Below are 14,168 nucleotides of genomic sequence, written 5' to 3'. Positions count from 1 at the left end.
ATTATCAGCCTATTACTTTTTTCTTATTATTTTAAAGAGAAAATGATGAATAGTCGCGACATAATTTCATTAAAGAAAGATATTCTTCAAAACCTGTCAAAAAGACAGTTAAAAGATGCCTTTGAGTCATTAATGAAACTGACAATAAATACACAGGACTGGAAAATCACTGAAACACTCAGCGAGTTGGAGACAAATTATAAATTTATGCTCCATTATCTCTTCGAAGGTGTTGAAGACCCTGAACGGGAAAATGTGTATCTTAACTTATTACGTTCGTTGTATGAACTGACAGATGATTCGGCCGATGAATTGCTGAAAATAGAATCGTCGAATATCTTTTATGAAAAATTTCGCGTCAATACACTAAAAGACGGTATAATTACCGATTACGCCTCTCAACTGAAAGATGTAGCCGATTCTATAGCACTGGCTGATTTACTCGAAGACGGTGAAGAAAAAACAAATAAGAAACGTGAACTGGCCGTAAAACGTGAGCGGATAGCTTCCGATATGTTCAACATGGTATTCGTTTCGCCGCGCTCCGATGCGAACGACTTTAATAACTACATTTCATTTATAAATAATTTAGATTTGCCTGTACGCGAAAAAAGCCTGTTCTTGTCGGCGATCACTCTGAGCCTGTTTCATCGTTTCGATTTCCGCAAAATACAGGTCTTAATGCAGGCCTCGGTCTCAGATAATATACAACTGAGAGCCAGAGCAATCGTGGGACTAGTCGTAGTAATGCAAATGTATGACGTACGCTGGCCGTTATATCCCGAATTACAGAATCAACTGGATACACTCTCCGAAAAGCCGGAGTTCCGGAAAGCCGTATTAAGGACTATCATACAATTGATCCGTTCCCGTGAAACAGAACAGATAACCAAAAAGATCAAGGAAGAAATACTTCCCGAGATGATGAAATTTAATAATCTGGCAGGAAGGAAACTCAATATGGATGAACTGATGGGAGGCGATACCGACTTCTCTGAAAAGAATCCCGAATGGCAAAAAGAACTGGAAGAATCCGGCCTGGGAAAAAAGCTACAGGAATATTCCAATCTGCAAATGGAAGGCGCCGACGTATTCCACTCTACATTTTCGGGATTAAAGAATTTTTCTTTCTTCTCCGATATGGGTAACTGGTTTTTACCATTTGATCCTTCTTACTCCGAATTTTCCACCTTATTTCCCGCGGAAAAGAAAAGCGCTCTGTTACAGGCTGCTGTTGTGGATTCGGGACATATGTGTAATTCCGATAAATATTCATTCTGTCTGAGTCTTTTGCAAATTCCGGCTACCCAGCGCGAAATGATGCTCGGACGTATGGGGGCCGAATCGGAAGAGATAAAACAGCTTCAAAAGGAAGCTAAAGAAATGAATCCGGCTGTTGATGAAGAGGTGGTGTCGAATCAATATATTCAGGATTTGTACCGCTTTTTCAAATTGAATCCTTACAGAAACAGTTTCTATGATATATTCAGGCTTAGCCTCAATTTTTATGATAAGAAATCGATAGCTCCGCTTATCTCAGATATAGAAGATATGAAGAAGATCGCATTGTACTGTTTTGATAAAAACAATTTCGGTGAGGCCCTGAATATCTTCAACAGGCTCATAGCTATAGATAATCAAAGCGATGATATATGGCAGAAGATTGGTTATTGCAGACAGATGATTAACGATCTGGAGGGCGCTCTCGATGCCTATCTGCAAGCTGATTTACTGAAACCCAACGACTCGTGGATAATTAAGCGTATCGCCCAATTATACCGTTCGCAGAAACTACCTGAACTATCACTCGAATATTATAAGAAAGCAGCGAAGCTGACACCCGATAATATAAATATAGAATTGAATATTGGCCATTGTTATCTGGAGCTGGATGATTACGAACAGGCGTTAAATACTTATTTCAAAGTAGAATTGCTCGATAGCAAAGGGACAAAAGCTCAGCGCCCGATTGCATGGACAGCTTTCCTGCAAAAAAAATATGATCTGGCCCAAAAATACTATACCCGGATATTGTCGGGCAAGCCGACAGTACATGACTATCTGAATGCCGGTCATGTGGAACTATGCATAGGAAACAAGAAGGAAGCTGTCGAATATTATAAGCAGGCATTATATCAGGACAATGATTTTGAATTGTTTCAGATGCTTTTCGATGCGGACAGAGGTACTCTCATTAACCATGGTGTCGACGAGAGGATATTTCCTTACTTATTCGATCAGATAAAATATAAAATGGGGTAAGTTTGAGATTAAATCTGTTAGATGATTTTTTAGCCGGTTACTTTTAATATTAAAAGAAAATAGAAAAGCCTTTGAAGAAATATTTCTTCAAAGGCTTTCAAAAATCTAACCAAAAGCTTTTATTTAAAATAAGAAGCGTCCATAAGAACAAATTCCGGCTGGTCGGCTTTGCGTATCGAAAGCATTACCGGATCCCATTGTGTAGGCCATCCTCCGAATATTGCTCCCAATCTTACTATCTTGATAGCATGAGGGCCTTTTGCCAGAGCGATGGATTTGTCACTGCGGGAGAAACGGCGGGCAGTACCATTATTATCCTTCTCATTAGAGATTAAGTATGTACCGTCGATCCATAATTCACTATCTGTATTGAAATAATATATTCCGTCTTCAGGAATATTTATATAGCCGGTCAGGATATGGGAATAGAAATCGTCGGCATACACTTCCACATAGTTTTTAACTCTGTATTTGGCATCCTGAGGTGCGGCTATCTGTTCGGTTTCAACCGGTGTTTTACCATTCAGTTCAGCAACCGTTCTTGCATACCCTTTGTAATACTCTGCTTTTAGTCCGGGTTTAGCATCTTTCTCCTTTTCTACTGCAGGAGCGAACGTTTGTTTCTCTATTGTAATAGTACGCACAGGGCTCATCTTATCGGAAAGCAGTACCGAGCGTATTTTCAGTGTCGTATTCTCAGTGAATGTCAACGGTTTTGTAAATACTTCCGATTTTAGTGTAGGTTCACTGCCGTCTGTCGTATAAACCATCCTGGCCGGTTCGGTTGTCTTGAAGTCAAGTGTCGCCTGATCTGTAAATGCTACGAAATTACACGAGAATGGCGCACTGACAGAGTCACCCCAATATTTTATCGTATAAGGGCCTTTATCCTCCGGCATAGGTATGTAGTAATCGATACCGTGCATATCGAGACGTACACGTTGGTTATCGATACGTCGTTCGAAATCCTGATAACTCTTTTTTTCTTTTGCAGACCATGTTAATTCAGACAGGGCTATAGCGCGCGGATACATATCGAGTTCCATTTCCTGTTCGGTGTAATTATATTCGTTCCACATATTCGCTTGAGCTCCAAGTATGTGGTGTCTTTTATCTTCAGCTATCATTTCGGGGATTGGTTCATAATTGTAGACCTTTTTTAATGTCAGAAGTCCGCCTATCGTTACTGTCTGAAGATTAGCATCTCCTTGATATTTATCCACATACAACCATGCTCCCGGGGTCATAATTACATCATGCCCCATGTTTGCCGAGGCAATGCCGCCTTCTTCTCCCCGCCAGCTCATTACAGTTGCGGATGGGGCGAGTCCACCTTCGAGTATCTCATCCCAACCTATCATTTTCTTATTGTGTTTCAACAGAACTTTTTCTATCCGCTGCACAAAGTAGCTTTGAAGTTTTTCCTCTGCACTGTGTTCTTTATTGCCTTTCAATCCAAGTTCCTTGATACGGGCCTGGCACTTAGGGCATTTCTCCCAGCGTATTTTCGGGCATTCATCGCCGCCTATATGAAAATATTCACTCTCAAACAAAGGAACTACTTCGGCAATCACATCTTCAAGAAACTGGAATACAGAATCGTTTCCTGCGCAGAAAACATCGTTTGCAACACCCCAGATATTACGCACTTCGATTGGTTTTCCGGTGCATGATAATTCCGGATAGGCATGCAGTGCCGCCACAGCATGGCCCGGAAGCTCTATTTCGGGTATTACCTCGATGAATCGTTCTTTGGCATAGGCTACCACTTCTTTCACTTGTTCCTGTGTATAGAAGAACGGCCCGTAGGTATTTCCTTCACCTTCGGTGCGAACGGCTCCCATTTCAGTCAGTTTAGGGTATTTCTTTATTTCGATGCGCCAACCCTGGTCTTCTGTCAGATGCCAGTGGAATTTATTGATTTTGAACATGGCCAATACATCCAGTTGCTTCTTGAGAAAGTCTACATCGGCAAAATGGCGGCATACATCGAGGTGCAACCCACGGTATTTGAAGCGGGGTTCATCTTTTACGGTTACAGCCGGAATGTTCCAAGCTATGTTTTTTACCAGAGTAGGGCTTTCTATTTCGGCCGGTAGCAATTGCATAACCGTTTGCATACCGTAGAATAATCCCTGAGGTGTTTTTGCCTGTATGTCTATGCCCTGATTAGTTATGTCTAATGTATATCCTTCGTCGTTGACATCCAGTTCAGGAGTGATACTCAGATCGATATAGCCGGAAGCTGGTTTATCTTTTACTGTTTTGATATCGTAGCCTGTCGAAGCCTTTATCTTTGCGGAAAAATAAGCAGCGACCTTATCTATATCTGCATTACCGGAGACGAAAACTATACTTTTTGAAAGTTTAAAAGTATCCTCCTTTTGTGTCAGTTCTAGCGGGATAGGAGTAATGTTTATACCTTGGTTGTAGGGTTTCTCCACAGTTGGTTCCGGGCCGTTACACGACGTTATCAGTACCATGGCTGTCAGAGAAAACAAAGGAACTAGTTTTTTCATTAGCATAATGATTTAATTTTAATTAAAGGTTCTCTATAATACATACAAATATAAGCATCGTTTAGCTTAGTTGTATTTTAAAACTGTTAATTAACATTTGAAAAGTATACCGTCTCAAATGTTAAAACCTGAGAAGGCTACCTATACAGACTCTATAAAAGCTTCAGAAAAAGATACCGATTACCTCTTTAAAAAAGTAAAAAGCAAGAATGAAAGCTACAGCCAGTTTCATTACTGTTCCGGCCATAAATCCAATGAAGGCTCCAAATCCGGCTTTAAGAGCGGGTTTCGGTTCTTTGCCGTCTATCAGTTCTCCGATGAAAGCTCCTAGAAACGGGAAAAGGATGATACCGAAGGGTTGAAGAAAGAACAGACCGAAGATAATTCCTATTGCACTACCCCAAATACCTTTCTTTCCTCCGCCGAATTTCTGGGTACCCCATACAGGAACATAAAAATCCAGTATTTGTACAATGATGACAACAATGGCCCATATGATTAGAAACCGGGTGGAAAATTCAACCTTCGATGTGAGGTGTAACAGGAAGATACCTGCATAACTGAGCGGAATACCCGGTAATACGGGCACGATACAGCCCACTATACCCGTGATAATGAGTATTGCACCTATTATGGTAAGAATGATATCGATAGCCATCCATTATATATTTCTACAAATATAGTAACTAAATAGATGTATAGGAGTCTCTTTTTTAAAATAGATCCATCAGATTATTCGTATCGGCCCAGTAAAGATGTGTATAGCCTGCGATAACATTCTTATAACGCAACAGTTTGGTATCTGTGGGTTGCCCTTTGGCTGTGTATTGTTGTACAACGCTTTGTTGCTCACTTTTTATGGAAGAATAGTGGAATTCGTGTCCTTTGAGTAATACGCCGTTATATTCGAATTGCCTGTAACCCAGTTTGAGCCTCATATTCTCCATTGTGGCTTTTTGGTCGAAAATGTTTACCATCGGGTATTCAATACCGTTTTCATCAGATATGGACGAGGAAAGGTACATCATGCCTCCACATTCGGCGAGTGCTTTACCTCCGGCTTCAACGTAATGGCGGATACTGTCCTGCATCGTCCGGTTATTACTTAGTTCGCTAAGATATAACTCCGGGTACCCTCCGGGCAGGTAAATAAAATCGGATTCAGGTAGCTGCTTGTCGTATAACGGGCTGAAATAAGACACTATACCTATCCTTTTCATGTATTCGATATTTTCATGATACATGAAGTTGAATGCTGCATCACGGGCTACGCTTATTCTTAACCCTTGTAAGGGCACATTAATTTCTTTTGTTATTCCTATATGCGGTTCTCTTCTTGCAGTAATGGACAGGAGTTTATCTATATCTATATACTTTTCTATCAGGGCAGCAGCCTTGTCCGCGAAGTCATCGAAGCGGTATTGTTCGTCGATATTCAATCCCAAATGGCGTGATGGTATTTCTATATCAGTATTCTTAGGCAGATAGCCCAATGGTTCAAGTCCTACATCGTGGCAGGCATCTTTTAAGAAATTGTAGTGACTTTCGGAAGCTACAAAATTGAATATGACGCCTGTAATATTTATCTTATCGGAGAAATTCTTGAAGCCATAGAGTAGGGCCGCCGCCGAATAGGCCATTGATTTTGCATTCAGGACTAATATGACAGGTATATCCAGTTTCTCTGCTATTTGCGCGCTGCTTCCATTCATGCGGTCGTATCCGTCGAATAGCCCCATGACACCTTCGGTGATACAGACATCTTTATCCGACGAATATTTATTATACAAATACTTTATATGGCTTTCTGACGATAAGAACAGGTCGAGATTGACAGATTCGTTTCCTGCCGCCAGGACATGATATTTCGTATCTATATAATCCGGCCCGCATTTAAAGGGTTGTACGTTCAGTCCTCTGTTCCGGAGTGCTCTTAATAAACCCAAAGTAACTGTGGTTTTACCGGAGCCGGAAGCTATCGCCGAGATAAGGAAATTGGATGTATATGTCATGATTCTTCTTTTTCTTCAGCAAAAGTATAAAATATGGGATATGAAACCCGTATCGATGTATAGAAAATAATATACTTACAAATTATTTCCTTAAATACTTTTTTCTGATATTTTAAAAAATTAACTTTGCTGCCGCTAAGGTGATGTAATCAGACATCCGTCTTTTTACATAAAAGGGAATCCGGTTAAAGTCCGGAACAGTGCCCGCTACTGTAAGCTCTTTTCAGTGAGCAGTTAACAGTCATCAGTTAACAGTTATGCAATCTGAAAACAGTTTTTGGACAATACTCAAACCACTGATTGACAGTCATCAGTCATCAGCTATCAGTTAATAATTTTTGTTAACTGTTAACTGCTCACTGTTAACTGAAGATTGGGAAGGATGTTCAAAAATGGAGTAAGTCAGGAAACCTGCCTGGTATGCATAAATTAAATATTCTCGGGGCCAAGAATATAATACTAACATTATACTTCGCATTTTAATGAGAAAAAAAGTATTGGTTACAGCCATCCTGTGCTGTATTGTAAGCATGACGTTTGCCCAAATGACCTTAAAGGGGAAAGTCGTGGATGAAAATGAGAAACCTGTTGCGGGTGCCAGTGTATGGATCGAATACACCACATTGGGAACTTCGACGGACGAGAACGGTGTGTTTAGTTTACAGAGAGTACCCGAAGGAAAACACACATTAAGAGCCTCTGCTCTCGACTACAATGGAGATAAGATTGATATTGCTTCTTTTCGGGGAGATATCTTATTCGTCTTGAAGAAATCCCCACTGAAACTCAATGAAGTAGTAGTGACCGGAACAGGTACACATAACCGGCTGAAAAATACTTCGGTGGCAATGGATATGATTACCAAAAAGGAACTGGAGAATATCAATGTTCCCACGTTCGATAATGCCATGATGGCTATCAGTCCGTCATTTGTTGTCGAACCGGGCTTCGGTATCGAAAATATTTTTGATTTCGTGGACGACAAGCCTTTCGGGGCAAATTACGCTACACTGTCTCCCGGACGGGTTTTCTCTGTGAGTTTGTCTTTAAAGTTCAGTAAATAATTAGGATATATGAAAAATATTTTAGCAACTATACTATTATATATTACAGTATTACCGATTCTTGCTCATGGTGGTGGAAATTATGAGCATTCCGATTTTTTCAAGACGATGAAGCCGGGGGATAAGGCTGCTATTCTGATGGTACATTTTGGAACTACACATGCCGATACCCGTGAGCTTACCATAGATGCAATGAATGATAAACTGAGGAAAGAATTTCCTGAAGTGGAACTGCGTGAAGCTTATACTTCGCGCATAATTATCAAACGCTTAGGCGAACGGGGCATAAACAAACAGAATCCGTTAGAGGCATTGAAACAATTACATTCAGATGGATATACTCATGTTTTGATACAGGCATCTACGATTATCGATGGAGTGGAAATGGAGTCACTGGAGAAGAATGTGAACGAAATGGAGTCTTTATTTAAAGATATACGTGTAGGTAATCCCTTGCTTTACACCCCTGAAGATTATGACAAGGTGACAGAAATACTGACAGACGATACTGACAGTAAGATAGCTTATGTCTGGGTAGGACATGGAACATACGATGCAACTACGGCCCAATATGCAATGCTTGATTATATGCTGAAAGCAAAGGGTCATAAAAATCATTTTGTAGGTACGATAGAAGGGTATCCCGCTTTCGAAGACATGCTGGCGCAGCTGAAAGCTTCGGGTCTCAAGAAAGTTGTGCTGACTCCTTTTATGTTTGTGGCTGGTGAACATGCAAAAAATGATATTGCCGAAGACTGGAAGAATGATTTGGAAGAAGAAGGATTCACAGTAGAACTACAGTTGAAAGGCTTGGGGGAAAATCCAGCGATACAGGACTTGTACATTTCCCATCTCAAATTTAAAACCGGTCACCGTAAAATAGGGATAATGAAGAAAAAAGCCATTTATGAAGTTACAGGGGAAGTAATGCATTCACATTAATAAAAAACAAAAAACAAATGAAAAAATATCTATATATAATCATCGGTACCATGATGATAGGCAATGTATTTGCCCAAAATAAAAAGATGACAGACACGATCTTCTCTATCCGGGAAGTAGAAGTTGTGGGTACTAACCTGAAAAAGAACGAAGTAGGCAAACTCAATGTACCTCTCCAATATTTGCCGCTTTCTGTAACCACAGTGTCGGCAAATACCTTGGATATGAGGGGTATTGTGAATATACAGGATGCTGTAAAGTTCTTGCCTAACACCCGTATGCGTACTACCTATGGTGCATATCAGCAATTTGAAGTTCGGGGATTCGATTTTACGCCGATAATGATAGATGGGGTGAGAGACGAACGTACTTCGATTACCAATTCAGCACCTTTACCCGATTTGTCTTCGGTAGAGTCTATCGAATTGCTCAAAGGTCCGGCTTCTGTTCTGTACGGCCATTCTACAGTTGGCGGTGTTCTTAACGTAATTAGAAAAGCGCCGACATCAAAGAATACATTGAATGCCCTGATGAGTTACGGGTCATGGGATAATAAGAGGGCTATGATTGATTTTGGAGGAAAATTTTTCGGACCGTTCAATTACAGGGCTGTCGTTAACTGGTCGGATAACGAAGGTTACAGATATACCAACGACAAACGTTTCTCCGGCTATTTCGCTTTGGGCGGACAATTGGATGCTAAGCAGGAACTGGATATACGGGCCGGTTTTAACCGTGACTGGTATGGAACGGAGATTGGCCTGCCCCAGTTTATGGCGAATGATGTTTATAATGCTGATGGTAGTAAATATTTGTCGAAAGGGGATATGCTTCCCGGCCTCAACAGGCGGTGGAGGTACAACAATGAATCAGATTTTATGATAAATAACGGCTCGAATATTTCTGTCCGCTACAGTAATAAGGTATCGGAATCATTGAAGATTGAAAACAGATTGGCCTATAATTACGATAATATAGACTACTTCAGTACCGAAACTTTGACATATCGTGAAAGTGGAGAGGATAAGCCTATATACGATCATCATTATATAAGAAAGAGTAAAGACGGATTACGTGACTCTACAGTCTATATTCAACTTGATACGGTACAGCTCACATATCCATTACGTTTTGCTTATACAGTGCATGTGATAAACGAACAGCTTGAGGCATCGGGGAAAATTGAGTTTGACAACGGTATGAAATATAATTATTTGGGAGGATACAATTTTGTTTATTTTCATCGCAATACTTATCGTGGTTATGGCGGTACAAATCCTCAAACAAACAAAACTTATCAACTTTCCGATTTAATTGACGGACCCGGTTTGAACTCTAAAGTTCCTGTTTATAATCCCCACAGTATGGGATATATGGACCCTCATTTTAGCGCGGGAACCGCGACACGTAATATTACAAATGGTGTTTATCTACAGAACTTACTGGAACTCTCGAATCAGTTTAAAGTCATGGTTTCCGGCCGTTTCGATCATTTTTTGTTTAAAACAGCTACAGCCACAATAAATCCAATATCTAAAGAACGGAAATATTCAGATCAACCTGAATTCGACAAAACTACAACTTCCGCATTTACATACAGGCTTGGCGCAGTTTATTTACCTGCTACAAATCTTTCTGTATATGGATCTTTTGCCAATTTCTTTATGCCGTACCGGGATATAGTAAGTTCTAACATTATCTATATCAATGCTGATGGTAACAGATTCGAACCCAAAGACGGAGATCAGGCATTCAAACCCCAGACGGGATATCAGGGGGAAATCGGTGTGAGATATTCTCTCCGTAACATCTTACAGGCGACAGCAAGCGCATTCTATATCCGCAAAAACAATGAGAAGAAAACATTGAAGACAGGAGTGGTCGAAGACGGAGTAACAAAAAGTGTAGTAGGAGTTGTCGGATCATCGGAATCGAAAGGCTTTGAGTTGGAACTGACCCTTACTCCTGTAGACAATGCAGCCCTGTCTTTCGGTTATGGCTATACCGATGCTACTATCCGCGATATAAAGAAGAATGAATACTTGGAAGAAGAGGTGCAAAAAGGAATGCGTCTGGCTGGAATTCCTAAAAATACATTTTTTGCGGCGGGGAACTACCGGATATCTAAAGGGGTGTTCAGCAATCTGGGTTTCAATCTGACAGTGTCATACACGGATAATGTATACAGAACAGTCGATAAAGGTGTCGTATATCCCGCATATTGGCTGACCGACCTGGGTGTTTCATATAAGCTGAAAAATGGAATACAGCTAAGGGCGAATGTCAATAATGTATTTGATGAGAAATATTATAATCAGTCTTTAGGTACACAGATGGTGCCGAGCATGCCTCGCAACTACCTGTTTACTCTGGCATACAGTCTGTAATCCGGATATGTTGAAAAATATACTATATTCTATTCACAGGATACTGGGGACAATCCTCAGTATCCTGTTCCTCGTTTGGTTCCTGTCCGGATTTGTAATGATATACCATACATTTCCAAAAGCGACCGAGCGGGATAAAAACAAGCATATGTATCCATTGCAGGGAGATATGCCGGCCCTTGATTCCATACTGGCTAATAATATCCCGAAGGATGAGGAAATATCCGCACTTTCGCTGAAATCCTATGCCGGAACTCCTTTTTTTGAAGTAAAAACATCCGATAGTATTTACCGGATTCCCGCAAGTCCGGACATGGAATTGAAAACCCCGCCGGATTATCAGGAAATTAAAGCCTATGCCCAACGTTGGTGTCAGGCGGAAATTGTCAGGGTAGATACTTTGCGGGAATTGGAGCAATGGATTCCTTTCGGGCCCTTACGAAAAGATTTTCCTATCTATAAATTCTACTTCGGAGATGAAGGGAAGTCGCAGTTATATGTTTCGTCCGTATCGGGAGACGCCTTGCAGTTTACAGACAAAGACAGCCGCTTCTGGGCATGGCTGGGCGCGATACCCCATTGGGTATATTTTACATCGCTCCGTCAGAATTCGCAGCAATGGATGGATGTTGTCATATGGCTTTCGGGAATAGGTTCCGTTATGTGTATTGCCGGGCTGATACTGGGCATCCGTTCGTATATAAAAGAATATCGCCGGAAGAAAAAGATGAAGAGCCCTTATCGGAAGTTTGCATATAAATGGCATCATATATTGGGCTTCATGTTTGGTATATTTGTTTTTACCTTCGTTTTCAGCGGCATGATGTCTCTGGCCAAAGTGCCCGGATGGATGGTAAAAGTACATGATCTATCGGCTGAGAAAAGGCTGTATTCAAAACAAAAAATAGAGTCCGGTACTTATACCTTGGATTACAGGCGTCTTTATGAGAAATATCACGGCCAGATAAAATCCATAGAATGGAGTTCTTTCGGCCAAAAGCCAATATACAAGGCTGTAATAGATGACCGTTTGCATACAATCGATGCTTCCGGTACATCTGTGCTTGCCATGCAGCTGGACGAAGCAGCTATTAAGAGCCGTATCTCATTGCTTCATAAAGAACCGGCGGTTATATCCTTAATGGACGAATACGACAACTATTATGTAGGATTGACAGATCACCTGCCTCTCCCTGTATATAAAGTACAGGTCGAAGATGCCGACAACAGTACATATTACATTAACCCGAAGAATGGGAATACACGTTATTTTAATAATAATACCAAAGTAAGACGCTGGTCTTATCAGGCTTTACATAGTTTTAAATTTAAATTTCTGGCAGAACGCCCTGTCCTTTGGAACATAGTGATGTGGACAACTATGATTGGCGGAACATTGGTTTCCCTGACGGGAGTGTGGTTAGGATTCAGGTATATAAAGAGGAAAATAAAGAGATTAAAAAAGTATATTTGTTCAAAGAAAAAAAACAATACGAATATATGTCAGTAGGAAGAATTATTGTTGCGGGGATAGGCCCGGGTTCGCGGGAGGATATTACTCCTGCCGTACTGGATGCGCTGAAGATATCGGACGTAGTTGTAGGTTATAAATATTATTTCCGGTTTGTAGAAGATATTCTCCGTCCCGGGACGCTTTGTATCGACACGGGAATGAAGAAAGAACGGGAACGGGCAGAAGAAGCTTTCCGCCATGCCGAAGAAGGGCGTACCGTTTGTGTTATCAGTTCGGGCGATTCCGGAATTTACGGAATGGCTCCTCTGGTGTACGAAATGAAAAAGGAAAAGCAAAGCGATATAGCCGTCGATGTCTTGCCGGGTATCAGTGCTTTCCAAAAGGCAGCGGCTCTACTTGGTGCACCAGTCGGACACGATTTCTGTATTATTTCCTTATCCGATCTGATGACACCGTGGGACAGGATAGAAAAGCGCATTATAGCCGCGGCCTCCGCCGATTTTGTAACGGCAGTTTATAATCCGAGGAGCAATGGCCGTTACTGGCAACTATACAGGTTGATAGAAATTTTTCTCCAGGAACGATCACCCGAAACCCCGGTCGGCTATGTACGTCAGGCGGGACGGGAGGAGCAGGAGGTGGTCGTAACCACTTTAGGGGAGTTGGACCCCGAGGAAATAGATATGTTTACCATAATTATTATCGGGAATTCCCAGTCTTATATTTTCGACAATCAGAACATTGTAACACCGAGAGGATATTATCGGGAGTCTAAAACAGATGATGTCGGTATCGGGCAGGATATAATGATCCGCAGTTTCAGAACCATAGAAAGCGAACTGAAAAAGAAGGATATTCCTTTGGATAAGAAATGGGCTTTGCTGCATGCGATACATACGACTGCCGATTTCGATATGGAGAATATACTATATACGGATGAAGGAGCTGTTGAGAAACTCCATAATCAATTTATATCGGGAAGGGTAAAAACGATTGTTACGGATGTGACTATGGTTGCCTCGGGTATTCGCAAAGGGGCATTGGAGCGTCTTGGCGTTGAGGTGAAATGTTATCTGCATGATGAGCGTGTTGCGCAACTGGCAAAAGATAAGGAGATTACCCGTACTCAGGCAGGTATCCGTCTGGCGGCGGAAGAACATCCCGATGCCTTGTATGTGTTTGGTAATGCCCCTACGGCATTGATGGAATTGTGCGAACTCATACGCAAGAAGAAAACGCATCCGGCAGGTATTATCGCTGCTCCGGTCGGTTTCGTAAATGTCCGGGAATCCAAGCATATGACCAAACCCTTTAAAGATGTGCCGAAACTGATCGTTGAAGGACGAAAAGGTGGAAGTAATCTGGCGGCGACACTGGTTAATTCCATTCTTACCTTCGATGATGCGGAGCAATTGAAACCGGGCAGGGATGTTTAACTTGATCCCCTAATCCTCCGGAGGGGGACTTGCAAATAGGGTAATAGATAATACATTAATTAGAAAATATGA

The 14,168-nt window shown here is 41.3% G+C and carries 9 protein-coding genes and 1 riboswitch; of the genes, 6 read left to right on the top strand and 3 right to left on the bottom strand.

Annotation, left to right across the window (positions count from 1 at the left end; genetic code table 11):
* Nucleotides 1-42 precede the first annotated feature (42 nt).
* Entirely contained in the window at nt 43-2,262 is a 2,220-nt protein-coding gene (locus B3317_RS13820; RefSeq protein WP_291112595.1) for a tetratricopeptide repeat protein, read from the top strand.
* A 119-nt stretch (nt 2,263-2,381) separates the two neighbouring features.
* On the opposite strand, the gene B3317_RS13815 is transcribed toward B3317_RS13820, so the two are convergent.
* The 3 genes from B3317_RS13815 to B3317_RS13805 all read right to left on the bottom strand — a co-directional run bounded on the left by B3317_RS13815 (nt 2,382) and on the right by B3317_RS13805 (nt 6,793).
* Entirely contained in the window at nt 2,382-4,781 is a 2,400-nt protein-coding gene (locus tag B3317_RS13815; protein WP_291112593.1) for a family 20 glycosylhydrolase, read from the bottom strand.
* A gap of 163 nt (nt 4,782-4,944) precedes the next feature.
* On the bottom strand, nt 4,945-5,439 hold the full coding sequence (locus B3317_RS13810) for a DUF456 domain-containing protein (RefSeq protein WP_291112591.1): 495 nt from the start codon (nt 5,437-5,439) through the stop codon (nt 4,945-4,947).
* Nucleotides 5,440-5,494: 55 nt separating this feature from the next.
* Nucleotides 5,495-6,793, bottom strand: a complete 1,299-nt coding sequence (locus B3317_RS13805; RefSeq protein WP_291112589.1) for a cobyrinate a,c-diamide synthase — start codon at nt 6,791-6,793, stop codon at nt 5,495-5,497.
* 121 nt (nt 6,794-6,914) lie between these two features.
* A riboswitch (cobalamin riboswitch) is annotated at nt 6,915-7,226 on the top strand.
* 49 nt (nt 7,227-7,275) lie between these two features.
* Between B3317_RS13805 and B3317_RS13800 the strand changes: the two genes are divergently transcribed.
* Genes B3317_RS13800 through cobJ form a run of 5 tightly spaced genes read left to right on the top strand, consistent with a single transcriptional unit; the run spans nt 7,276 to nt 14,096 of the window.
* Nucleotides 7,276-7,857 carry a carboxypeptidase-like regulatory domain-containing protein gene (locus B3317_RS13800; protein ID WP_291112587.1) on the top strand — a complete coding sequence of 194 codons (582 nt, stop codon included), beginning with the start codon at nt 7,276-7,278 and terminating at the stop codon, nt 7,855-7,857.
* 9 nt (nt 7,858-7,866) lie between these two features.
* Entirely contained in the window at nt 7,867-8,799 is a 933-nt protein-coding gene (locus tag B3317_RS13795) for a sirohydrochlorin cobaltochelatase (protein ID WP_291112585.1), read from the top strand.
* A 17-nt stretch (nt 8,800-8,816) separates the two neighbouring features.
* Nucleotides 8,817-11,186: a TonB-dependent receptor gene (locus B3317_RS13790; RefSeq protein WP_291112583.1), complete on the top strand. Its 2,370-nt coding sequence runs from the start codon at nt 8,817-8,819 to the stop codon at nt 11,184-11,186.
* A gap of 7 nt (nt 11,187-11,193) precedes the next feature.
* A complete protein-coding gene (locus B3317_RS13785; RefSeq protein ID WP_291112581.1) occupies nt 11,194-12,696 on the top strand; it encodes a PepSY domain-containing protein in 1,503 nt (500 codons plus the stop codon).
* Nucleotides 12,687-14,096, top strand: coding sequence for a precorrin-3B C(17)-methyltransferase (cobJ, locus tag B3317_RS13780; protein WP_291112579.1), 1,410 nt, complete (start codon nt 12,687-12,689; stop codon nt 14,094-14,096). The genes B3317_RS13785 and cobJ overlap by 10 nt, the downstream gene beginning before the upstream one ends.
* The last annotated feature ends 72 nt before the right edge of the window (nt 14,097-14,168 follow it).

The organism is Dysgonomonas sp. UBA7710, from assembly GCF_002482385.1.
Lineage (GTDB): Bacteria > Bacteroidota > Bacteroidia > Bacteroidales > Dysgonomonadaceae > Dysgonomonas.
Note: the sequence above shows the minus strand (reverse complement) of the source record. Positions and strands in the feature narration are given on the sequence as shown.